Source organism: Saccharopolyspora antimicrobica, from assembly GCF_003635025.1.
Classification (GTDB): domain Bacteria; phylum Actinomycetota; class Actinomycetes; order Mycobacteriales; family Pseudonocardiaceae; genus Saccharopolyspora; species Saccharopolyspora antimicrobica.
Genome location: NZ_RBXX01000002.1, coordinates 3,669,575 through 3,690,882, shown reverse-complemented (window position 1 = coordinate 3,690,882; position 21,308 = coordinate 3,669,575). Strand labels below are relative to the sequence as shown.

General features: G+C 70.0%; 20 protein-coding genes and 1 tRNA gene. 8 read left to right on the top strand and 13 right to left on the bottom strand.

The window, feature by feature from the left end; genetic code table 11:
• Nucleotides 1–67 precede the first annotated feature (67 nt).
• The 3 genes from deoC to ATL45_RS18035 are packed head-to-tail and all read left to right on the top strand — an operon-like array spanning nt 68 to nt 3,331.
• Nucleotides 68–1,021, top strand: coding sequence for a deoxyribose-phosphate aldolase (deoC, locus tag ATL45_RS18045; RefSeq protein WP_093157250.1), 954 nt, complete (start codon nt 68–70; stop codon nt 1,019–1,021).
• Entirely contained in the window at nt 1,021–2,460 is a 1,440-nt protein-coding gene (locus ATL45_RS18040; RefSeq protein WP_093157251.1) for an aldehyde dehydrogenase family protein, read from the top strand. Before deoC ends, ATL45_RS18040 begins: the two co-directional genes overlap by 1 nt.
• Nucleotides 2,453–3,331 (top strand): aldehyde dehydrogenase family protein, encoded by an 879-nt coding sequence (locus tag ATL45_RS18035; RefSeq protein ID WP_093157253.1) that lies wholly within the window; start codon nt 2,453–2,455, stop codon nt 3,329–3,331. The genes ATL45_RS18040 and ATL45_RS18035 overlap by 8 nt, the downstream gene beginning before the upstream one ends.
• Before the next feature lie 123 nt (nt 3,332–3,454).
• Here ATL45_RS18035 and ATL45_RS18030 read toward each other — a convergent pair whose 3' ends face one another.
• The 4 genes from ATL45_RS18030 to ATL45_RS38900 form a co-directional block, all read right to left on the bottom strand.
• Nucleotides 3,455–4,072 carry an HAAS signaling domain-containing protein gene (locus ATL45_RS18030; protein ID WP_093157254.1) on the bottom strand — a complete coding sequence of 206 codons (618 nt, stop codon included), beginning with the start codon at nt 4,070–4,072 and terminating at the stop codon, nt 3,455–3,457.
• Nucleotides 4,072–4,425 carry a PadR family transcriptional regulator gene (locus tag ATL45_RS18025; RefSeq protein WP_093157256.1) on the bottom strand — a complete coding sequence of 118 codons (354 nt, stop codon included), beginning with the start codon at nt 4,423–4,425 and terminating at the stop codon, nt 4,072–4,074. The genes ATL45_RS18030 and ATL45_RS18025 overlap by 1 nt, the downstream gene beginning before the upstream one ends.
• A gap of 118 nt (nt 4,426–4,543) precedes the next feature.
• Nucleotides 4,544–4,741: a hypothetical protein gene (locus ATL45_RS38905; RefSeq protein ID WP_170210267.1), complete on the bottom strand. Its 198-nt coding sequence runs from the start codon at nt 4,739–4,741 to the stop codon at nt 4,544–4,546.
• Nucleotides 4,742–4,773: 32 nt separating this feature from the next.
• Nucleotides 4,774–4,853: transfer RNA gene (locus tag ATL45_RS38900), tRNA-OTHER, on the bottom strand.
• A gap of 530 nt (nt 4,854–5,383) precedes the next feature.
• Here ATL45_RS38900 and ATL45_RS18015 point away from each other — a divergent pair.
• The gene (locus ATL45_RS18015; RefSeq protein ID WP_093157257.1) at nt 5,384–6,616 is read left to right on the top strand and encodes a SatS C-terminal domain-containing protein; all 1,233 of its coding nucleotides are present in this window, start codon (nt 5,384–5,386) and stop codon (nt 6,614–6,616) included.
• A 73-nt stretch (nt 6,617–6,689) separates the two neighbouring features.
• Here the strand turns inward: ATL45_RS18015 and ATL45_RS18010 are convergent, their stop codons facing one another.
• From ATL45_RS18010 to ATL45_RS18000, 3 genes are all read right to left on the bottom strand, one after another.
• The gene (locus ATL45_RS18010; protein ID WP_093157259.1) at nt 6,690–7,292 is read right to left on the bottom strand and encodes an RNA polymerase sigma factor; all 603 of its coding nucleotides are present in this window, start codon (nt 7,290–7,292) and stop codon (nt 6,690–6,692) included.
• A gap of 167 nt (nt 7,293–7,459) precedes the next feature.
• The gene (locus ATL45_RS18005; RefSeq protein WP_093157260.1) at nt 7,460–8,221 is read right to left on the bottom strand and encodes an IclR family transcriptional regulator; all 762 of its coding nucleotides are present in this window, start codon (nt 8,219–8,221) and stop codon (nt 7,460–7,462) included.
• 125 nt (nt 8,222–8,346) lie between these two features.
• A complete protein-coding gene (locus ATL45_RS18000; protein ID WP_093157262.1) occupies nt 8,347–9,435 on the bottom strand; it encodes an adenosine deaminase in 1,089 nt (362 codons plus the stop codon).
• Between the two features lie 323 nt (nt 9,436–9,758).
• Between ATL45_RS18000 and ATL45_RS17995 the strand changes: the two genes are divergently transcribed.
• Nucleotides 9,759–10,952 carry a hypothetical protein gene (locus ATL45_RS17995; RefSeq protein ID WP_093157264.1) on the top strand — a complete coding sequence of 398 codons (1,194 nt, stop codon included), beginning with the start codon at nt 9,759–9,761 and terminating at the stop codon, nt 10,950–10,952.
• A gap of 43 nt (nt 10,953–10,995) precedes the next feature.
• Here the strand turns inward: ATL45_RS17995 and ATL45_RS17990 are convergent, their stop codons facing one another.
• The 6 genes from ATL45_RS17990 to ATL45_RS17965 all read right to left on the bottom strand — a co-directional run bounded on the left by ATL45_RS17990 (nt 10,996) and on the right by ATL45_RS17965 (nt 18,067).
• A complete protein-coding gene (locus ATL45_RS17990; RefSeq protein ID WP_093157265.1) occupies nt 10,996–12,288 on the bottom strand; it encodes a thymidine phosphorylase in 1,293 nt (430 codons plus the stop codon).
• Nucleotides 12,289–12,414: 126 nt separating this feature from the next.
• Nucleotides 12,415–12,792: a cytidine deaminase gene (locus tag ATL45_RS17985; protein ID WP_093157267.1), complete on the bottom strand. Its 378-nt coding sequence runs from the start codon at nt 12,790–12,792 to the stop codon at nt 12,415–12,417.
• Entirely contained in the window at nt 12,792–13,994 is a 1,203-nt protein-coding gene (locus ATL45_RS17980; RefSeq protein WP_246025840.1) for an ABC transporter permease, read from the bottom strand. Before ATL45_RS17980 ends, ATL45_RS17985 begins: the two co-directional genes overlap by 1 nt.
• 56 nt (nt 13,995–14,050) lie before the next feature.
• Nucleotides 14,051–15,148: an ABC transporter permease gene (locus ATL45_RS17975; protein ID WP_093157270.1), complete on the bottom strand. Its 1,098-nt coding sequence runs from the start codon at nt 15,146–15,148 to the stop codon at nt 14,051–14,053.
• The gene (locus tag ATL45_RS17970; protein WP_093157271.1) at nt 15,145–16,683 is read right to left on the bottom strand and encodes an ABC transporter ATP-binding protein; all 1,539 of its coding nucleotides are present in this window, start codon (nt 16,681–16,683) and stop codon (nt 15,145–15,147) included. The genes ATL45_RS17975 and ATL45_RS17970 overlap by 4 nt, the downstream gene beginning before the upstream one ends.
• Before the next feature lie 238 nt (nt 16,684–16,921).
• Nucleotides 16,922–18,067, bottom strand: coding sequence for a BMP family lipoprotein (locus ATL45_RS17965; protein WP_170210511.1), 1,146 nt, complete (start codon nt 18,065–18,067; stop codon nt 16,922–16,924).
• A gap of 452 nt (nt 18,068–18,519) precedes the next feature.
• Between ATL45_RS17965 and sdhC the strand changes: the two genes are divergently transcribed.
• From sdhC to sdhA, 3 genes are all read left to right on the top strand, one after another.
• Nucleotides 18,520–18,954, top strand: coding sequence for a succinate dehydrogenase, cytochrome b556 subunit (gene sdhC / locus ATL45_RS17960; RefSeq protein WP_093157273.1), 435 nt, complete (start codon nt 18,520–18,522; stop codon nt 18,952–18,954).
• A gap of 5 nt (nt 18,955–18,959) precedes the next feature.
• The gene (locus ATL45_RS17955; protein ID WP_093157274.1) at nt 18,960–19,379 is read left to right on the top strand and encodes a succinate dehydrogenase hydrophobic membrane anchor subunit; all 420 of its coding nucleotides are present in this window, start codon (nt 18,960–18,962) and stop codon (nt 19,377–19,379) included.
• A 69-nt stretch (nt 19,380–19,448) separates the two neighbouring features.
• Nucleotides 19,449–21,239: a succinate dehydrogenase flavoprotein subunit gene (sdhA, locus tag ATL45_RS17950; RefSeq protein ID WP_093157276.1), complete on the top strand. Its 1,791-nt coding sequence runs from the start codon at nt 19,449–19,451 to the stop codon at nt 21,237–21,239.
• Nucleotides 21,240–21,308: the final 69 nt, after the last annotated feature.

The window sequence follows — 21,308 nt, the reverse complement described above, 5'->3', positions numbered from 1 at the left end:
ACACCGGTGCTGGCGTGATCACTCCAGGCCCGGCGGTGCGGCGAGCCGGGCACTTAGACTCCCGGGCATGGCACAGTCGCCGAGTTCATCCGAGCTCTCCGATGCGGTCCGGGACGACCGGTCGCTCCGGCGCTTCCTGCACAGCCTGCCCGGCGTCGACCAGGTCGGCCTGGAGCAGCGGGCCGCCGGGCTCGCGACCCGGAGCATCAAGAAGGACGCCAAGCGCTGGGCGATCGACACCGCGATCTCGATGGTCGACCTGACCACGCTGGAGGGCGCCGACACCGAGGGCAAGGTCCGGGCGCTGTGCGCCAAGGCCCGCCGCCCCGACCCGGAGCGACCGGACACCCCGCGGGTCGCCGCCGTCTGCGTGTACTCCGACCTGGCCGCCACCGCGGTGCAGGAGCTCGACGGCACCGGTGTGCACGTCGCTTCGGTCGCCACCTCGTTCCCGTCCGGCCGCGCGGCGCGCGCGGTCAAGCTCGCCGACGTGGAGTACGCGGTGGCCGCCGGGGCGGACGAGATCGACATGGTGATCGACCGCGGCGCGTTCCTGGCCGGGCGCTACGGGCAGGTCTTCGACGAGATCCGGGCCGTCAAGGCGGTCTGCGGGGACGCGCACCTGAAGGTCATCCTGGAGACCGGCGAGCTGGCCACCTACGACAACGTGCGGCGCGCGTCCTGGCTCGGACTGCTGGCGGGCGGCGACTTCATCAAGACCTCCACCGGCAAGGTCTCCCCGGCCGCGACCCTGCCCGTGACGCACCTGATGCTGCAGGCGGTCCGCGACTGGCGCGACGCCACCGGCGAGCTGCGCGGCGTCAAACCGGCGGGCGGGATCCGCAACACCAAGGACGCGATCCGCTACCTGGTGGCCGTGCACGAGGTCGCCGGGCCGGAGTGGCTCACCCCGGAACTGTTCCGCTTCGGCGCGTCCAGCCTGCTCAACGACCTGCTGATGCAGCGGCGCACCCAGCTCGACGGCCACTACAGCGGCCCCGACCACGTGGCGGTGGACTGATGACCGAAAGCCCCTGGGAGTACGCACCCGCCCCGGAATCGCGGGACATCGCGAACCTCAAGCCCAGCTACCGGATGTTCGTCGGCGGCGAGTTCACCGACGGCGGCGGCGAGCCGCTCAAGAGCATCGACCCGGCCACCGGCGAGGTGCTCGCCGAGGTCGCGAGCGCCGATGAGTCCGATGTGGACACCGCGGTGCGGGCGGCGCGCAGCGCCTTCGACTCGACCTGGTCGACGATGCCGGGCACCGAGCGCGCGAAGTACCTGTTCCGCATCGCCCGGCTGATCCAGGAGCGCGGCCGCGAGCTGGCGGTGCTGGAGACGCTGGACAACGGCAAGCCGATCAGGGAATCCCGCGACGCCGACATCCCGACCGCTGCGGCGCACTTCTTCCACCACGCCGGGTGGGCCGACAAGCTCGGCCACGCCGGGTACGGCCCGGACCCGCGCCCGCTGGGCGTGGCCGGGCAGGTCATCCCGTGGAACTTCCCGCTGCTGATGCTGGCCTGGAAGATCGCCCCGGCGCTGGCCTGCGGCAACACCGTGGTGCTCAAGCCCGCCGAGACCACCCCGCTGAGCGCGCTGGTGTTCGCCGAGATCTGCCAGCAGGCCGGGCTGCCGCCGGGCGTGGTAAACATCCTCCCCGGCGCCGGCGACATCGGTGCGGCGCTGGTCGCCCATCCCGGCGTCGACAAGGTCGCCTTCACCGGTTCCACCGAGGTCGGCAAGCAGATCCAGCGCACCGTCGCCGGAACGGGCAAGAAGCTGACCCTGGAGCTGGGCGGCAAGGCCGCCAACATCGTGTTCGACGACGCCCCGCTGGACCAGGCCGTCGAAGGCATCGTGAACGGCATCTTCTTCAACCAGGGCCACGTCTGCTGCGCGGGCTCCCGGCTGCTGGTGCAGGAGTCGGTCGCCGAGGAGCTGCTGGAGCGGCTGCGGGCGCGGATCCGGACGCTGCGGGTCGGCGACCCGCTGGACAAGAACACCGACGTGGGCGCGATCAACTCCGCCGAGCAGCTGGCCAGGATCACCGAGCTGGCCGACAGCGGCGACGCCGAGGGCGCGCAGCGCTGGACCAGCCCGTGCCCGCTGCCGGAGCGCGGGTTCTTCTTCGCCCCCACGGTGTTCTCCGGCGTGCAGCAGTCGATGCGGATCGCCCGCGAGGAGATCTTCGGCCCGGTGCTGTCGGTGCTGACCTTCCGCACCCCGGCGGAGGCCATCGCCAAGGCCAACAACACCCCGTACGGCCTGTCGGCCGGGATCTGGTCGGAGAAGGGCTCCCGGATCCTGTGGGCGGCACAGCAGCTGCGGGCCGGCGTGGTGTGGGCCAACACCTTCAACCGCTTCGACCCGACCGCCCCGTTCGGCGGCTACCAGGAGTCCGGATTCGGCCGGGAGGGCGGCCGGGCCGGTTTGGAGGCGTACCTCGATGTCTGACAACCGCACCCCGGAGCGGCTAGCCGTGGCCAAGACCTACAAGCTCTACATCGGCGGGTCGTTCCCGCGCTCGGAGTCCGGCCGGGTCTACCCGGTGCACGCCGCGGACGGCGGGTTCCTGGCCAACGCCGCGCACGCGTCCCGCAAGGACGTCCGCGACGCGGTCGCCGCCGCGCGCAAGGCGTTCGCCGGCTGGTCGGGCGCGACGGCCTACAACCGCGGCCAGGTGCTGTTCCGCATCGCCGAGGTGATGGAGGGGCGGCGCGACCAGTTCGCCGCCGAGATCGCCGCCGCCGAGGGCGTGTCCACCGCGCAGGCGAACGCCGCCGTGGACACCGCGATCGACCGGATGGTCTGGTACGCGGGCTGGACGGACAAGATCTCGATGGTGCTCGGCGCGGCGAACCCGGTGGCCGGACCGTACTTCTCGTTCAGTGTCCCGGAACCCACCGGCGTGGTCGGCGTGCTCGCCCCGCAGGAGTCCGCGCTGCTCGGCCTGATCAGCGTGGTGGCGCCGGTGCTCGCGGCGGGCAACACCTGCGTGCTGGTCGCCAGCGCGGAGAAACCGCTGCCCGCGGTGACCTTCGCCGAGGTGCTGGCCACCTCCGACGTGCCCGGTGGCGTGGTCAACGTGCTCACCGGCCGGGCAGCCGAGCTCGGCCCGTGGCTGGCCTCGCACGCCGACGTCAACGCCCTCGACCCGACCGGAGCCCCGGCGGACCTGCGCACCGAACTGGCCCGCGCGGCGGCGGACACGGTGAAGCGGGTCCTCCCGGTGCGCGGCGAACCGGACTGGACCCGCGAGCCGGACCTCCAGCGCCTCCGCGCCTTCACCGAGGTCAAGACCGTCTGGCACCCCGTCGGCACCTGACGCGATTTCAATGGAAATCAGACGTCAGATTTCCATTGAAATCGAAGACCCCTCCGGCGTGTCGGGTGTCCGACACGCCGGAGGGGTTCGCGATTTCCATTGAAATCGCAGAAGTCCGCCTGCTCAGCCGGCCTTCGGGTACACCACCCGGCCCCGGCGGGCAGCGCGCACCAGGAGGAGCACCGCTCCGGTGAGCGCCGCCGCACCGAGCACGAACGCGAGCCAGCTCGGCAGCTGGTACAGCGGGGTCACGTCGTCGACGAGCTGCCCGGCCGCGAACTGCGCCAGGATCCCCAGCGCGAACGCCCCGATCGCCGCAATCCCGTAGGCCTTGTTCCCGGCCCTCGCGGTGTAGGCCTTGAACAGCAGCATCATCCCGGCCACGAACAGCACGAGCAGCGAGATCAGGGACACCGTGTCCTTCAGCGTGTAGGCCACCACGTCGGCGTCGCCGAACAGCGCGTCCAGCGCGAAGTCCGAGCCGAACATGACCAGCGCCGCGGTGGCGAGCGCGCTGGCGACGGTCGCCAGCGTGGACGGCTTGCCGGTGCGGCTGTCCAGCTGCTCGGCGACCTGCGCGGCGTACTCGCGGGGCTTGCCGAAGGCCTCCTCCGGGTCCTCCCCGGTCTCCCGCACGTGCGCCTCGACCTCGGCCAGCACCTCCCCGACGCGCTCGCCGGAGATCTCGTGCAGGCGCAGCGCGAGCAGCAACTCGTCCCGGTACTTCTCGTCCAGCGTCATCAAGACTGCACCCCTCGTTCCACAACTGAGATCGAGTTCTTCGCGAACTCGACCCACTTCGGTCCCTGCTCGGCGAGCGCCGCGCGCCCCTCGTCGGTGAGCGCGAAGAACTTTCGCCCGGGACCGCCTTCCCCAGCACGCCACTCGGCGCTCAGCAGCCCATCGGCCGCGAGCCGGTTGAGCAACGGGTAGAGCGTCCCGGCCTTCATCCCCGGGAGCCCGGCCTCGGCGAGCCGCTGCAGCAGCGTGTACCCGTAGCCCTCGCCGCCCTCGGCCAGCAGAGCCAGCACGGCGAGGTCGAGCACGCCGCGCAACCACTGCGCCTGCCGCCCCGAGATCGTCCTGTCCGCCATGCCGGCAACGTAACACCAACTAGTAGGCGTCGCAAACTAGTGGGCCGCGCAGAACCATCGCCCAACCGTGAAACCTGACTTGCGCTGCGATAACCGCAGCTCAACGAGACCGGGTGAGTCAGCGGATCTGCCAGTCGAGGCGGCCGTCTTCGGTCACCGTCGGGTAGCTGTGGCCCGCCGGGGCTCCTTCCAGGAGGGAGCGGCGGACGTCGAAGAGCATCGCCGCGACGCTCTTCCACTCCGGGCGGAGGACCTGCCCCGTCTCCTGCTCCCACTCCAGGACGCAGCCGTGCAGCGGCCCCGGGCGCAGATCCACCACCAGCTCGTCGGCGAAACCGTCGCCGGCGATGGGGATCCAGGCCGGGTGGAAGCTCGAACCCGGCGAACCGGCGTAGTAGTCGCAGGCCGGGCGCTCCCACTGCGCCGCCCAGTGCTTGCGGTGATCACGCCACGCCTGGCGCGCTTCGAGCGCGCTGTAGGGCGTGTAGAACGGCGGCAGGACGTCGGCGAGCACGTCCACCCCGGTGCCGCCGCAGCACAGCCAGAGCTCACGCAGTTCCGCAGGCAGCTCGACGGCGAACTCCGCTTCCAGCTCGGCCAGGTCCGGCGGTGGCACGGGCGTCAGCAAGGCCGCTGCGGTGACCGGTGCGTGCTCGGACAACCAGCGCACGATTTCCGACCACAGTTCCGCGACATCCATTCCGATCATGGTCGCCGGGAAGGCTCCGGAGGGGTACCGCCAAAGGTGACCTCACCCCCGACCGGGGCCATCGCTGAGCCGAACAGCCCAACCCGATTGGGACGCGATCACCATTCCGACGACTGATCGTTACGAATTGTTCCGTCGACCGTTGCACAAGCTGGGCTCGATACGGTGACAGCCGGACCGGGGAACACGCTGTGAACGGACAACCCGTAGGCTTCCGCGAGGTCTGGTTCGGTGACCGGAGGTAGAGAGATGGCGCAGGACATCGTCCCCATCGAGCTCGGGCTGCCGCAGGGCGACGTCGTCACCCTGTGGGCGCCGCGCTGGCGCGAGGACGGCGAGGAGTGGGAGGCGTTCCTCGGGCACGAGGACGACCTCTACGCATTCCCCGATCCCGCTCACCTGGCGGCGTTCGTGCGCACCGCCCGGGAGCACGACCTCGACGACCACCCGGCGTGGCACGTGGTGCCCCAGCTCGCCGCCGAGGACCTGAGCCCGGACGAGGACCACCAGTACGACCTGGTCGGCGTTCCGGAGCTGGTGGCCGAGCCGCTGGACACCTGGACCGTCGGCGAACTCGCCGACATCGTCGAGATCGCCCGCTCGCTGGCCGACGTCTGCGAGCTGGACGCGGTGCACGAGGTGCTGGACTCCGCCGACGGCTTCGCCCTGCTGGACCAGGGCACCTTCGCCTTCTCCGGCAAGGACGGGCAGCGCCGCTGGACCGAGCTGTGCAAGGTCGTCGTGGAGCGCTGGGACGAGGTGCTCGACGCCATCGACGCCGTGGTCACCACCCCCGACGTGCCCGCCGACGCCGTCGCCACCGCCGAAGCCGAGCTGGCCGAGGCGCTGGAGGCCGACGAGGAGGACGAGGACGCGGCGGGCACCGCCGACGAGTCCGACGTGGACGAGCTCGACGAAGCCGAACTCGGGTTCTGGGGCGAGGTCGGCATCGACCCGATCCGGATCATCACCAGCACCGGCGAGCACTACTCGCTGCGCTGCTACCTCGACGACGACCCGGTGTTCCTGGGCAGCGACGGGAAGATCGACGTGTTCCCGAGCGCCCGCGCGCTGGCCCGGTTCATCGCCGACGACGACGCGGTCACCGGCACCGACCTGGAGCGGGTCTCGACCTGGTCGCAGGTGCGGGAGAAGGCGACCGCGGGCGAGCTCGACGTCGAGGTCGACGACGACAACACCTACGTGCTGACCGGCCTGGACGCCGACCTCGGCAACGGGCCGTCCGAAGTGGACCCGACGCAGCTGGACCTGGCCGAGGAGCTGCTGATGGACGCGGCGGCCTGGGCCGGCGACAACAGCGTGGAGAAGGCCCTCCAGCCGTCGGAACGGCTCGGCTGGCTGGTCTCGTTCGTCCTGCGCCCCAGCCCGAACCGGCTGCCCCCGAGCGGGCCGTTCGACGCCGAGGTCGAGGTCTGGCGCAAGCTCGTCGAATCCCTCGAAGAGCGCTTCCGCACCCACTGAGGGTCTCCGGATCCGCCTGCCGCAGCGCAACTTCCATTGAAATCGCACTGTCGATTTCAATGGAAGTTGCGAATCAGGCGACGGCGAGGAGCTGGCCCGGGGCCGCGAGCCGGCGCTGCGTCGGTTCGCCCCGGCACACCTGGGTGTAGGCCTCCCGCAGGCCCTTTCGGGCCCGGTAGGTCAGCGCCGCCGCGCTGTTGCGGCTGATCCCGAAGCGCCTGCCCACCTCGGCCGGCGTCTGGTTCTCCACCTCCACGTACCAGAGCACGTGGCGCCAGCGCCGCGGCAACCGGGAGAAGGCCTGCTTGATCAGGTTCCGCTCCAGCTCCGCCACCGCCGGGTCGATGAACGGCAGGGTTTCGTCCGGGTGCAGGCCGTCGAGCTCGGCTGCCAGGTGCACGCGGCGCTCGCGGTTGCCGGCCGCGGCGGCCAGGTTCCGGATGGTGGTGAGCAGGTAGGCGCGGAAGGCCGTTTCCGGGCCCGCACCGCGCCGCAGCACGTCCAGGATGTTCGTGAAGGCTTCGGCGACCAGGTCGTCCACATCGGCCGGAGTCGGCGCGACCTGCTTGGCCATCGTCCGCGCCGCCGCGCGGTGCCGGGCGTACAGTTCGGCGAATGCCTCGGACGAGCCGAATCGGACCGCTTCGAGCAGTGTCCTGTCGTCGCCCGCGTACATGGTTCCCCTCAGCCTTTGCACCGGTGAGGGACGTCGCTGAGGGTTGACGCCCCTCACCGAATACGCCCCCGCTGCGAAAGATGCTCGCGAAACGCATGGAATTCAACAAGATGGAATATTTCAGATAGTGATTGAGCGCAGGTCTGTTGCGGACCTCCGCGCGAAGTTCACCCAGCAGTGGGAAACTCGCCGGCCACCGCGAGCTTCCGGGAGATCTCTCCGGCGGCCACGCGCAGCGGCGCTTCGAAGGAAGCCGCGGCGAGTTTGCGCGCCGGGAACGAAATCGCCAGCGTCATCGGCGAATCGGCGCCCAGGACCGGTGCCGCCAAGCACGCCGTGCCCAGCGAGTACTCCTCGGTGTCGGCGACCACCGGGTGCTCCGGGCTCTCGATCAGGTCGCGGATCCGGGTGATCGTGCGCGGCGTGAGGTCCGCGGGCGGGTAGCGGTCGAAGTGGTCCGCGCGTTCGGCCCGGCTCAGCCCGGACAGCAGGCACTTCCCGATCGCGGTGGCGTGCGCGGCCTGCTTGAAGTCGGCCCACGTGTCCACTCGCGGCATGCGCGGGCTGTCGACGATGTCGGTCACCACCACCTCGCCGTCGCGGTAGTGGGCGAGGTAGACCGCCGCGTTCAGCTCGTCGCGCAGCTGGGTCATCACCGAGCGGACCCGGCTGCGCAGGCCCTGGCCCTGCGCAGCCGAGTGCAGCCCGGCCACCTGCTCGCCGATGATGAACGCGCCGTCGTCGAGCTTTTCGAGATATCCCTCGTGCACCAGGGTGCGCAACAGGTGGTACGTGGTCGGCAGCGCGATCCCGGTCCGCCTGGACAGGTGCTTCGCGGTGGTGCCCGACGGCTGTTCGCTGACCGCCTCCAGCAACCGAAGAGCGCGCTGCACCGACGTGATCAGCGTTGGTTCACCACCCCGTGCCACGGTTCCCTCCCGGGCTTTGCGCGGCGCCGCAGACCTCGCGCCGTACACGAATCGCCTTCAGGATTGGCAGTATCCACCGACGGCACCGCCCGCGCAGCCCGGTCCGGACGACGCGCGACGCCCGATCAGCCCAGCAGTGCCGCGTAGCCGGGCTTGATCACGTCGTTGATCAGCTCCAACCGCTCGTCGAAGCCGATGAACGACGACTTCATCGCGTTCACCGTGAACCACTGCATCTCGTCCCAGCCGTAGCCGAAGGCCTCGTGCAGCGCGGCGAACTCGCCGGACATCGAGCAGTGGCTCATCAGCCGGTTGTCGGTGTTCACGGTGACCCGGAAGCGCAGCTTGGCCAGCAGTCCGATGGGGTGCTCGGCCATCGACGCGGCCGCCCCGGTCTGCAGGTTCGACGACGGGCACATCTCCAGCGGGATCCGCCGGTCCCGCACGTAGGACGCCAACCGGCCCAGGTGCACCGAACCGTCCTCGTCGACCTTGATGTCGTCGACGATGCGGACGCCGTGCCCGAGCCGTTCCGCGCCGCAGTGCTGGATGGCCTCCCAGATCGACGGGAGCCCGAACGCCTCACCGGCGTGAATCGTGAAATGCGCGTTCTGCTGGCGCAGGTATTCGAACGCGTCCAGGTTCCGGGTGGGCGGGAATCCGGCCTCCGGGCCGGCGATGTCGAAGCCGACGACTTCCGCGTCCCGGTACCGGACGGCGAGTTCGGCGATTTCCAGCGAGCGCGCATTCTGCCGCATCGCGCACAGCAAGGTACCGATTCGGATACGTTTCCCGGCGGCCGCGGCTCGCCGCTCGCCTTCCCGGAATCCGTCCTGGACCGCCTGCACGATCTGGTCGAGGGTGAGCCCGCCCTCCTGGAACAGCTCCGGGGCGTAGCGGACCTCGGCGTACACCACGCCGTCCTCGGCCAGGTCCTCGGCGCACTCCGCCGCGACGCGGACCAGCGCCTGCTCCGTCTGCATCACCGCCACGGTGTGCGCGAAGGTCTCCAGGTACCGCTCCAGCGACCCGGAATCCGCCGCCGCTTCGAACCAGTTCCCCAGCTCAACGGGGTCCTCGTGGGGGAGTTCGGAATACCCGGCAGCCTGCGCCAGATCGATCACGGTCTGCGGCCGCAGCCCACCGTCGAGGTGGTCGTGCAGCAGCACCTTGGGCGCCTGCCGGATGGTGTTCAGGTTCACCGGAGTCGACATGCATCCACGTTACAGGGGGCGAGTACCGGGTTCACTGTCAGCTACCAGCGAAAACCTGGCCACAACTTCGGGAACTGCGGGTTTCCGGTGCTCGGCTAGCCGGACGGCCGTCACGCAAAACTCACCCGGATGGAGCCAATTGCAACGCTTAAGGCAATCGGCGGCGAGTCGACTGGACTTCTTGGCCGAAGAATGCTGCTCCAAATGGAGTCATCGCCCGAGAAGTGGTGACGCAATGTATCGGGGGGTGCCTGGGAACACGGGAAGTGAATGGCTAGGCTCGGTGAGTCCTCACCTCCCCTCGACGAAGGACGCCCCTAGCCGTGACCGAGAACATGTCGTTCGACCGCATGCGGAACATGCTCACGCGTGCGGCTGAGATCCGCGAGAGCGAACAACAGCAGATCTTCGACGCCCTGGACGAGATCCACGCCCGGCTCTCCCCGCTGGAGTCGCTGGGCTCCGTGCGCAAGCGCCTGTCCGAGCTGCCGGACCGCACCGAAGTCAGCGTGCTGGCCGAACGACTCGACGAAGCCCTGGCCAAGCTCGAAGCGCACGACGGTGCGCTGCTCGAGCTGAAGGGTTCCGTCGACGGCCTGGTGGACAAGCTGGCCAAACCGTTCGCCCAGCTCGACGGCCGACTCGACGGGGTCTCCGGGCGGATGGACGGCGTGGTCGGCCGGATGGACGGCCTGGAGGACAAGCTCGGCCACATCCACAAGCGCCTGGACGAGCTGGGGCTGCACCTGGACAAGCAGGACGGCCGGCTGGAGTCGCTGCCCGCGACCGTGCACGGCCCGGTGCGCGAGCGCATCGACTCCCTGGAGACGAGCCTGCGCGGCCGCTTCGCCGAGATCGACGAGGGCGTGCACGAGCACCTCGACGGCACCCGCGAGGCCCTGCAGCGCGCGGTCGCCGAGTCCACCGGCAGCGCGCAGAACGCGCTCGCCGACGCCGTCTCCGGCAGCCGCGACCAGCTGGACGCCAAGCTCGACCAGCTCGCGGCCCGCCCCGCGGTGGACCCGACCGACAAGCTGGACAAGCTGGCCGACCGCCTGGAGCACCTCACCAACCGGCTGGGCGAGGTCTCGTCCCGGCTCGACCAGGTCGAGGACAACGTCAACACCCGGATCGACACCGTCGAGCAGGGCTTCACCAGCCGCCTCGACACCGTCGAAGAGGGCGTCAAGACCGGCCTCGGCGACCTCGGCGGCACGCTGTCGAAGAACCTGACGCAGCTGTCGGGCACGCTCTCGTCGCGCCCGGACAGCGACGCGCTGAACGCCCTGGTGCGCGAGGCCAACGAGGAGAGCGAGCGGCGCCACGCCGGGCAGCTCGACGAGGCCATGGCGACCTTCGCCGAGCTGATCCTCGGCGGCAGCGCGCCCTCGGCTCCGCCGCCGCCCACCACGCTGCCCCGCCAGCAGCGTCGCGGCCGCTCGAAGAGCGCCAAGCGCGACACCACCGACAAGGCGATCACCGACGGCGAAGACGACTTCACCGCCGAAAGCGCCTGATTCGCTCCGAGGGGCGGTCCGGGAAGCCCCGGGCCGCCCCTCGTCAGCTCGGTTCGCTCTTCGCGGCCACTCGGTCCAGGATCAGCGGCGTCGACCTCCGGTCGGCGTCGCTGATCTCGTATGCGCCCCGCAACGCTTCACGGGCAGCCGCAACGGTTTCCGGCCGGTCGGTGTGCAGCTCCAGCAGCGGCTGGCCGGCAGTGACGCTGTCGCCCGGTTTCGCCAGGCACAGGACTCCTGCGGCGTGGTCGACGTCGTCCTCCTTGCGGGCTCGTCCCGCGCCCAGCCGCCAGGCCGCGATGCCGACGGCGAACGCGTCGAGCTCGGTCAGCACTCCGGCGCGCGGCGCGGTGATCACGTCGATGTGCTGCGCCCGGGGCAGTTCCGCCGCCGGATCACCGCCCTGCGCCTCGATCATCCGGCGCCACGAGTCGTACGCACGACCGTCCGCCAGCGCTGCCTCCGGGTCCACATCGGACAGGCCCGCGTGGTCGAGCATCTCGCGGGCCAGTGCCAGCGTCAGCTCCACGACGTCCGGTGGGCCGCCGCCGCGCAGCACGTCGACCGCTTCGGCGACCTCCAGGGCGTTGCCGACCGCCCGGCCCAGCGGCACGGACATGTCGGTGATGAGCGCGCTGGTGCGCAGACCGCTGGCGCTGCCGATCTCCACCAGCGCGGTGGCCAGTGCCCGCGCCTGGTCGAGGTCCTTCATGAACGCGCCGGAGCCGCACTTGACGTCCAGCACCAGCGATTGCACGCCTTCGGCGATCTTCTTGCTCATGATCGAGCTGGCGATCAGCGGGATCGACTCGACCGTGCCCGTCACGTCGCGCAGGGCGTAGAGCTTCCGGTCGGCGGGCGCCAATCCCTCCGTCGCCGCGCACACCACCGCACCGACCTCGTCGAGCTGCGCGCGCACCTCCGCCACCGAGAGCTGCGCCCGCCAGCCGGGGATGGACTCCAGCTTGTCCAAAGTCCCGCCGGTGTGCCCCAACCCGCGCCCGGACAGCTGCGGCACGGCGGCGCCGCACGCGGCGACCAACGGCGTCAGCGGCAAGGTGATCTTGTCCCCGACGCCACCGGTGGAGTGCTTGTCCACAGTGGGCCTTCCGACCGAACCGAGCGCCAACACCTCGCCGGAGGCGACCATCGCCGCGGTCCACCGCGCGGTCTCCTCCGGTGTCATGCCGCGCAGCAGCACGGCCATCGCCAGCGCGGCCATCTGCTCGTCAGCCACCTGCCCGCGCGTGTAGGCGTCGACGACCCAGTCGATCTGCTCATCGCTGAGCCGACCGCCGTCCCGCTTCACCCGAATCACGTCGACCGCAGAATGCATGCCCGCCTCCTCCGAACCCGCAAGAAACCTCTCACCTATACAGAGAACCGAACCCCCCGAACAGATACACCTCAACCGGGTGATCCAGCTGAATATGCAGCCCCACCAGCAAGTTCAGCGAAGCGTTCAGAGCTCGAAGGCGTCGGGGAGGACTTCGGTCATCGGGAGGACACCTCGGGGCGTGTCGACCAGGCAGTTCGGGCCGCCGAGCTCTTGGAGGATCTGGCGGCAGCGGCCGCAGGGCATCAGGAGGTCTCCCGTGCCGCTTCGGCAGGCCACCGCGACGAAGCGGCCTCCGCCGGTCAGGCGGAGCTGACCGGCCATCGTGCACTCCGCGCACAGGGTGATGCCGTAGGAGGCGTTCTCCACGTTGCAGCCGGTCACGATGCGGCCGTCGTCGCACAACGCCGCCGCGCCCACCTGCAGACCCGAGTACGGGCAGTACGCCTGGGCGGCGGCCTCCACCGCCGCCGCGCGCAGCGCTTCCCAGTCCACTGTGGTCACTAATCGACTCCCCTGCGGTATTGCAGGCCGTTGGCCGCGGGTGGTCGCAGTCGTTGCGACGCCACGCCCAGGACGACCAGCGTCACCAGGTGCGGGGTGTAGGCCGTGAGCTCCGTGGGCAGCTCGTCCGTGTACCAGTACACCGCGTACATCACCGCCGCCGCGACCAGCGAGAGGCCGGCGGCGAACCAGCTGCGCCGCCACACCTGCACCGCCGCGACCACCACGAGCAGCAGCGTCGCACCGTAGAACAGCGCGTGCACGCTGGTCCCGCCGCTGCGCAGCTGGAGACCGTCGGAGTAGCCGAACAGCGCCGCACCGCCGAGCAGACCGCCCGGCCGCCAGTTGCCGAAGATCATCGCTGCCAGGCCGATGTAGCCGCGGTTGTTGGTCTGCCCCTCCAGGTAGCCCGCCTGGCCCGGGTTGAGGATCAGAGCCGCGCCACCGATGCCGGCCAGCGCGCCGGAGATGATCACCGCCAGGTACTTGTACCGGTAGACGTTGACGCCGAGGGACTCCGCCGCGACCGGGTTCTCCCCGCAGGACCGCAGCCGCAGCCCGAACGGCGAGCGCCACAGCACCAGGTAGCTCACCGGCACCAGCAGGTAGGCCAGCATGGTCAGCGGCGAGACCTCGGTGACCAGGCCGCCGAGGATGCCCGCCACGTCCGAGAGGCCGACCCGCTGCATGCCCTCCAGCTCTTGCAGCCAGGTGCCCAGCGGCTGCGCCGAGTAGGTGTCGAACTTCGGCACCGCGGGCGATTCCCGCGGGTTGCGCGAGATCGGTTCGAACACCAGCGTCGAGAGGTACTTCGCGATGCCCGCGCCCAGCAGGTTGATCGCCACGCCGGACACGATGTGGTTGACCCCGAAGGTCACCGTGGCGATCGCGTGCACCAGGCCGCCCAGCGCGCCGAACACGGCCGCCGCGACCAGCCCGGCGACGGGTCCCCACTGGTAGCCGGCCCAGGCGCCGCCCCAGGTGCCGAGGATCATCATGCCTTCCAGGCCGATGTTGATGATCCCGGCGCGTTCGGCCCACAGACCGCCCAGCGCGGCCAGCAGGATCGGGATGCCCAGTCGCACCGCGGACTGGATGGTGCCCGAGGACGTCAGCTGCGGCACCCCGGTCTGGTAGGAGGCGATCGACACCGCGACGAACGCGACCACCACCCACAGCAGGACGCGCGCCCAGCCCGGCATCCGCCGCCCGGCGGACTGCTGCGGAACCTTCGTCGGTTCGCTGGTAACCGTGGTCGTCACGACCGCTCACCTCCGGTTCCGGCGGCGGCCGGTGCTTCGGTCGCAGTACCCAGCGCCCGACCGACGCGCCGCTGCTCGGCGGCCAGCTCGCGACGGCGCACCAGTTCGTAGGCCACCACCACGGAGAGCACGATGGTGCCCTGCAGGATGGTCACGATCTCCTTCGGCACTCCGATGTTGTCCAGCGTCAGCGAGCTCTTGTCCAGGAAGGACCACAGCAGCGCGCCGAAGGCGATGCCGATCGGGTGGTTGCGGCCGAGCAGCGCGATGGCCAGCCCCGCGAAGCCGTAGCCGGTCGGGAAGTTGATGGTGAAGGTGTGGTCGCGGCTCAAGATCTCCGGCAGCCCGGCCACCCCGGCGATGGCACCGGAGATCAGCATCGCCGACATGATCATCTTCTTGGAATCGACACCACCGGCCAGCGCTGCGGTCGGCGACAGCCCCGAGGCGCGCAGCTGGAAGCCGTAGCGGGTGCGGTCGACGAGCACCGCGTACCCGACGCCGACGGCCACCGACAGCAGCACCAGCCCGAACATCGTCCCGGCGCCGCCCAGCGGGATCCCCGGCACCTGGCCGCTCGCCGGGATGGGCACGGTGCCCTGCGTGTTGCCGCGCATCTCGCCGAAGGTGGCCACCAGGAAGGCGATCAGCCCGATGGACAGGGTGTTGAGCATGATCGTGGAGATCACCTCGGACACCCCGCGGTAGACCTTCAGCACCGCGGCGATCCCGCACCACAGCGCGCCGGTGACCGCACCGATCACCACGACCAGCACCGCGTGCAGCCCGAACGGCAGGCTGACCGCGCCGCCGACGATCGCCGCCACGCAGGCGCCCAGCCGGTACTGGCCCTCGATGCCGATGTTGAGCAGGTTCATCTGGAACCCGATCGCGGCGGCGATGGCCACCAGGTAGTAGGCACCCGCGGTGTTGACGATGTTCACCGCGGTCATGCCGCGGCCGACCTGGGCGATCATCTCCAGCAGCGTGTCGATCGGGTTCGCCCCGGAGACCAGCAGCACCGCGCTGCACAGCACCACCGAGAAGACGATCGCCAGCGCAGCAGGCAGCAGGCGTACGCGCCAGTTGTTCATGCGACCTCACCGTCCTGGGCGCCGGTCATCGCCGCGCCGAGTTCCTCCGCGGTCACCGAGCGCGGGTCCGCCTCGGCGACCAGTCGGCCGCGGAGCATCACGCGGATGGTGTCGGACAGGCCGATCAGCTCGTCCAGGTCGGCGGAGATCAGCAGCACCGCCAGCCCTTCGGCGCGGGCGGCGCGCAGGTGGTCCCAGATGCCCGCCTGCGCTCCGACGTCCACGCCGCGGGTCGGGTGCGCCGCGATCAGCAGCACCGGATCGCCGGAGAGCTCCCGGCCCACCACGAACTTCTGCTGATTGCCGCCGGAGAGCGCGGACGCGTCGGTCTCGATGCCGGGCGTGCGGACGTCGAACTGCTCGACGATGCGCGTCGCGTCGGCCTTCGCGCCCTGCCGGTCCAGCCACCTGCCGCGGGCGACCGGGCGGCGGGTCTGGTGGCCGAGGATGCGGTTGTACCAGAGCGGTTCGTCGAGCAGCAGGCCCTGCCGGTGCCGGTCCTCGGGCACGTAGCCGATGCCCGCCTCCCGGCGGGCCAGGGTGGGCAGTCCGGTCAGGTCGCGCTCACCGAGGGCGATCCGGCCCGCGTCGAGCGAGCGCATGCCCATGATCGCCTCGACCAGCTCGGTCTGGCCGTTGCCCTCCACCCCGGCGATGCCGACAACCTCACCGGCGCGCACCACCAGGTCGACATCGGACAGCACCACGCGGTCCTGCTCCGATGCGGACAGTCCGGACAGGACGAGCACCTCGCGGTCGGTCACCGTGGACTCGCCGCGCTCGGGGACCGGGAGCTCGCTGCCGACCATCATCTCGGCCAGCCGCTGGTTGGTGACCTCGTCGGTGGGCACGGTGCCGACGGTGGTGCCGCGGCGCAGCACCGTGATCGTGTCGGCGATCGCGCGCACCTCGTCGAGCTTGTGCGAGATGAACAGGAACGTGAAGCCCTGCTCGCGCATGGTGCGCAGGGTGGTGAACAGCTCGTCGACCTCCTGCGGCACCAGCACCGCGGTGGGCTCGTCGAGGATGATGATCCGCGCGCCGCGGTAGAGCACCTTGAGGATCTCCACCCGCTGCCGGTCGGCCACGCCGAGCCGTTCGACCAGCACGTCCGGGCGCACCTCGAAACCGGCCTTGGCGGCCAGGTCCAGCACCGCGCGGCGGGCCTTGGCGCCGATGCCGTGCACGCCCTCCGCGCCGAGCACGATGTTCTCCAGCACGGTCAGGTTGTCGGCCAGCATGAAGTGCTGGTGGACCATGCCGATCCCGGCGCGGATCGCCTCGGCCGGAGTGCGCAGCCGGACCTCCGCGCCGTGCACCCGGATCGTGCCGGAGTCCGGGGCCTGCATGCCGTAGAGGATCTTCATCAGCGTCGACTTGCCCGCGCCGTTCTCGCCGCACAGCGCGTGCACCTCGCCCGCGCGCACCGACAGGTTCACGTCGGAGTTGGCGATCACGCCGGGGAAGGTCTTGGTGATGCCGGTCAGCTCGACGGCCGGTGGATCGCCGGATTCCGGCTCGGTGGCGGTGTTCATGGTGCTCCAGGTGACGTCGTCTCGCGGCTGCGAAGCGGACGGACGCTCAACAATGGACGGTTTCGGTCCGGTGGGGACGGTCTTGGCGCGAAACCGCCAACCGCCTCCGGACGGAGCGCGCAGGGCACCTCCGGCCGGAGGCGGCGTGCCGGCGATTTCGCGCGAAATCGCCCCGTCCCCCGCCTGCCGGATGCCGATCTCGCGCGAGATCGGCGTGGAAGTGCCCTGCGCCGGGACGTCACGGCTTGTCGGAGACCTTGATGTCACCGTTGGCGATGGCCGCCTTGTAGGCGTCCACCACCGGGACCAGGTCGTTGACCATCCCGCCGGAGGTGGAGTAGCCGACGCCGTCGATGGCCAGGTCGAACTTCTTCGGCAGCGAGCCCAGGTCGTCGCGGGCGACGGCCGAGATGTAGTCGTAGACCGCCAGGTCGACGCGCTTGAGCATGGACGAGATGATCACGTCCTTGTACTCGGCCACCGTCGGCTGGTTGTACTGGTCGGAGTCCACGCCGATCGCCTTCGCGCCGACCTGCTTGACCGCGGAGAACACGCCCTTCCCGGACGCGCCCGCTGCGTGGTAGACCACGTCCGCGCCCGACTCCAGCTGCCCGGTCGCGACCTCGGCGCCCTTGTTCGGGTCCTGGAAGCCGCTGAAGTCACCGGCCGGCGTCAGGTACTTGCTGTCGATCTCGATGTCCGGCGCGGCGGCCTTGGCGCCCGCCTCGAAGCCGGCCTGGAACTTCTGGATCAGCGGCGTCTCCACACCGCCGACGAAACCGACCTGGCAGTTCTTCGACCGGTGCGCGGCGATCACGCCGACCAGGAACGAGCCCTGCTCCTCGGCGAAGACCAGCGAGGTGACGTTGGGCACGCCGTCGACCTGCTCGTCGATGATCGCGAACTTGGTGCCCGGGAACTCCGGCGCGACGACCTTGACCGAGTCGGCGTAGGCGTAGCCGACGGCGATCACCGGGTTGTAGCCCTCGCGCGCCAGCTGCCGCAGGCGGGTCTGCTTGGCGTCCTCCGGCTCACCGGCGCCCGCGTCGAGCTCCTTGACGTCGGAGAAGCCCATCTCCGCCTTGGCCCGGTCCAGCCCGGCCACCGAGGCGTCGTTGAAGGAGGCGTCGCCGCGCCCGCCGATGTCGAAGGCCAGCCCCACCCGCATCTGCTGGGCGGCCGGCGGGGCCTGCGGCTGGGTGGGCTGCACGGGCGGAGCGGTCGCGGTCGGCGGGGCGTTGAGCTGGCAGCCCTGCCCCTCGGCGTTGTTGGTGCCCCCGCCGCCTCCGTCCTTCGCGCAGCCGGCCAGCACCAGCGAGCCGGTGAGCAGCACGGCCACCGCGATGCCCGTTCGTGAACCTCCGGCACCCGAGCGCCTCCACATCGGCGTCCGCCGCATGCCGTTCCCCTTTCCTGTCGGTCCCGCCGCACCCCCGAACCGCCGTGCCGGAGCACGGCGGTGCCGGCCGAACTTCCACCCGATGGTGTCGTCCTCGGTGAATTGTTCGCCCGGTCCGCGGCGCACGCCATTCGGTGACGTGGCTCTCGAAATTAAGCCTTGACGCTGCCGCTTGAGCATTGCTCGCGTGTCACGAAATGATTTCTACATCGATCAACAGGAGCAGCGGGCTTGTCTGGTCGATCACAGAGGGCACGGGCGAGTAGGCCTGGGCGATTGGTCGGGTCTAGCATCCGATGCGTCAAGGCCCCAGTTCGTGGCCGGTGACGGGCGTGCTGCACCCAATGCCAATTGGGACCAACTGCGACTCGGGGCCGGTCGCTCTTGTTCCCGGACGGGGGCCGTCAGTCCACCAGCGAGGTTGGAGGCCTTCCACCATGGCCAGCACCACCGCCTCCGCGGCCGACGCACCGGAGCGCGCCACCGCGCCGCGCGCAAAGGGGCGTTTCTACCGCGGCGATCTGGGCATGTGGTCGTGGGTCGCCCACCGGATCACGGGCGTACTCACCTTCTTCTTCTTGTTCGTGCACGTCCTGGACACCGCCCTGGTGCGGGTGTCGCCGAACGCGTACGACACGGTCATCGAGACCTACAAGCACCCGATCATGATCCTCTTCGAGCTGGGTCTTCTGGCGGCGGTGCTGTTCCACGCGTTCAACGGCATCCGCGTCATGCTGGTCGACTTCTGGTCCAAGGGCACCAAGTACCAGAAGCCGATGCTGTGGACCGTCGTGGTCCTCTGGTTGGTGTTGATCATCCCGGCGGCGATCAGCCTGCTCAGCCGCGCGGTCAACGAATTCCTCGGGGGTTGAGCGCAATGACCGTCACCGACGCACCGCTTTCCGTGGAGAAGCCGCGCTCCCCTTCCCGGCCGGCCGCCCGCCGCAACAACTTCGAGCTCTACAGCTGGTTGTTCATGCGGCTGTCCGGTGTGGTCCTGCTGTTCCTGGTGCTGGGCCACCTGCTGATCATGCTGTTCCTGGACGGCGGCGTGCAGCGGATCAACTTCGCCTTCGTCGCAGGCCGCTGGGCGTCCCCGTTCTGGCAGATGTGGGACCTGACGATGCTCTGGCTGGCCGGACTGCACGGCGGCAACGGACTGCGCACCATCATCAACGACTACTCGCGCAAGGACGGCACGCGCTTCTGGCTGAAGATGCTGCTGTACGTCTCGGTCTTGCTGACCGTGGGTCTGGGCACCTTCGTCCTGTTCACCTTCGACCCGAACATCGGCTAGCCGCAGACGACCACATCGCGGCGAGGTCGTCGCCTACCCCGGACCTCGCCGCCGCCCGAGGAGGCGACCATGCAATTCCACAAGTACGACGTGGTCATCGTCGGCGCTGGGGGCGCCGGGATGCGCGCCGCGATCGAATCCGGGCAGCGCGCCCGCACCGCCGTGCTGACCAAGCTCTACCCCACCCGTTCGCACACCGGTGCCGCCCAGGGCGGCATGTGCGCGGCGTTGGCCAACGTCGAAGAGGACAACTGGGAGTGGCACACCTTCGACACGATCAAGGGCGGTGACTACCTGGTCGACCAGGACGCCGCCGAGATCATGGCGAAGGAGGCCATCGACGCGGTCCTCGACCTGGAGAAGATGGGGCTGCCGTTCAACCGGACCCCTGAGGGCAAGATCGACCAGCGCCGGTTCGGCGGCCACACCCGCGACCACGGCAAGGCGCCGGTGCGCCGCGCCTGCTACGCCGCGGACCGCACCGGCCACATGATCCTGCAGACGCTGTACCAGAACTGCGTCAAGCACGGCGTGGAGTTCTACAACGAGTTCTACGTCCTGGACATCATGCTCAGCGACGGCCCCGACGGGCAGCAGGTCTGCACCGGCGCCATCGCCTACGAGCTGGCCACCGGCGAGATCCACGTCTTCCAGGCCAAGGCGGTCATCTTCGCGACCGGCGGTTTCGGCAAGGTCTTCAAGACCACGTCGAACGCGCACACCCTGACCGGTGACGGGATGGGCATCATCTACCGCAAGGGCCTGCCGCTGGAGGACATGGAGTTCTACCAGTTCCACCCGACCGGTCTGGCCGGCCTCGGCATCCTGATCACCGAGGGCGTCCGCGGCGAGGGCGGCATCCTGCGCAACGCCGACGGCGAGCGGTTCATGGAGCGCTACGCCCCCACCATCAAGGACCTCGCGCCGCGCGACATCGTCGCCCGGTCGATGGCCCTGGAGGTGCTGGAGGGCCGCGGCGCCGGCCCGAACAAGGACTACGTGCTGCTCGACGTCACCCACCTCGGTGAAGAGCTGCTCGAGGCGAAGCTGCCGGACATCATGGAGTTCTCCCGCACCTACCTGGGCGTGGAGCCGACCGAGGAGCCGGTGCCGGTCTACCCGACCGCGCACTACGCGATGGGCGGCATCCCGACCAACGTGGAGGGCGAGGTCCTGCGGGACAACGAGAACGTCATCCCCGGTCTCTACGCCGCCGGTGAGTGCGCCTGCGTCTCGGTGCACGGCTCGAACCGCCTGGGCACCAATTCGCTGCTGGACATCAACGTGTTCGGCCGCCGCTCCGGCATCGCCGCCGCGGAGTACGCGCTCAGCCACGAGCACGTCGACATCCCGGAGAACCCGACCAAGCTCGTGGAGGGCATGGTCGACCACCTGCGCACCGCGCACGGCGGCGAGCGGGTCGCCACGATCCGCACCGAGCTGCAGCAGACGATGGACGCCAACGCCTCGGTGTACCGCACCGAGGAGACGCTGAAGACGGCGCTGTCGGACGTGCAGGCGCTCAAGGAGCGCTACGGCCGGATCTCCGTGCACGACAAGGGCAAGCGGTACAACTCCGACCTGCTCGAGGCCATCGAGCTGGGCTTCCTGCTCGACCTGGCCGAGGCGCTGGTCAACGCCGCGCTGGCCCGCAAGGAGTCCCGCGGCGGGCACGCCCGCGAGGACTACACCGCCCGCGACGACGTCAACTTCATGCGGCACAGCATGCAGTACAAGGTGCTGCCGGAGGAGGAGGACCCGGACGCCCCGCTGGGGCTGACCGGTTTCCAGGCCGACATCCGGCTGGACTACAAGCCCGTCGTCGTCACCCGGTACCAGCCGATGGAGCGTAAGTACTGATGACCGCCGCCACCACGTCCCCCGAGAAGAACCAGATCCCGGACGACGCACCGCCGATCCCCGACGACG

What these genes read in the sequence shown, in the direction of transcription:
- deoC (WP_093157250.1), top strand. Translation starts at nt 68, where the DNA reads ATGGCACAGTCGCCGAGTTCATCCGAGCTCTCCGATGCGGTCCGGGAC.
- ATL45_RS17980 (WP_246025840.1), bottom strand. Translation starts at nt 13,994, where the DNA reads ATGCCGGGCTGGGCGCGCGTCCTGCTGTGGGTGGTGGTCGCGTTCGTC.
- ATL45_RS18035 (WP_093157253.1), top strand. Translation starts at nt 2,453, where the DNA reads ATGTCTGACAACCGCACCCCGGAGCGGCTAGCCGTGGCCAAGACCTAC.
- sdhC (WP_093157273.1), top strand. Translation starts at nt 18,520, where the DNA reads ATGGCCAGCACCACCGCCTCCGCGGCCGACGCACCGGAGCGCGCCACC.
- ATL45_RS18015 (WP_093157257.1), top strand. Translation starts at nt 5,384, where the DNA reads ATGGCGCAGGACATCGTCCCCATCGAGCTCGGGCTGCCGCAGGGCGAC.
- ATL45_RS18000 (WP_093157262.1), bottom strand. Translation starts at nt 9,435, where the DNA reads ATGTCGACTCCGGTGAACCTGAACACCATCCGGCAGGCGCCCAAGGTG.
- ATL45_RS18030 (WP_093157254.1), bottom strand. Translation starts at nt 4,072, where the DNA reads ATGACGCTGGACGAGAAGTACCGGGACGAGTTGCTGCTCGCGCTGCGC.
- ATL45_RS18040 (WP_093157251.1), top strand. Translation starts at nt 1,021, where the DNA reads ATGACCGAAAGCCCCTGGGAGTACGCACCCGCCCCGGAATCGCGGGAC.
- sdhA (WP_093157276.1), top strand. Translation starts at nt 19,449, where the DNA reads ATGCAATTCCACAAGTACGACGTGGTCATCGTCGGCGCTGGGGGCGCC.
- ATL45_RS18025 (WP_093157256.1), bottom strand. Translation starts at nt 4,425, where the DNA reads ATGGCGGACAGGACGATCTCGGGGCGGCAGGCGCAGTGGTTGCGCGGC.
- ATL45_RS17970 (WP_093157271.1), bottom strand. Translation starts at nt 16,683, where the DNA reads ATGAACACCGCCACCGAGCCGGAATCCGGCGATCCACCGGCCGTCGAG.
- ATL45_RS18010 (WP_093157259.1), bottom strand. Translation starts at nt 7,292, where the DNA reads ATGTACGCGGGCGACGACAGGACACTGCTCGAAGCGGTCCGATTCGGC.
- ATL45_RS17965 (WP_170210511.1), bottom strand. Translation starts at nt 18,067, where the DNA reads ATGTGGAGGCGCTCGGGTGCCGGAGGTTCACGAACGGGCATCGCGGTG.
- ATL45_RS17955 (WP_093157274.1), top strand. Translation starts at nt 18,960, where the DNA reads ATGACCGTCACCGACGCACCGCTTTCCGTGGAGAAGCCGCGCTCCCCT.
- ATL45_RS17990 (WP_093157265.1), bottom strand. Translation starts at nt 12,288, where the DNA reads ATGCATTCTGCGGTCGACGTGATTCGGGTGAAGCGGGACGGCGGTCGG.
- ATL45_RS17975 (WP_093157270.1), bottom strand. Translation starts at nt 15,148, where the DNA reads ATGAACAACTGGCGCGTACGCCTGCTGCCTGCTGCGCTGGCGATCGTC.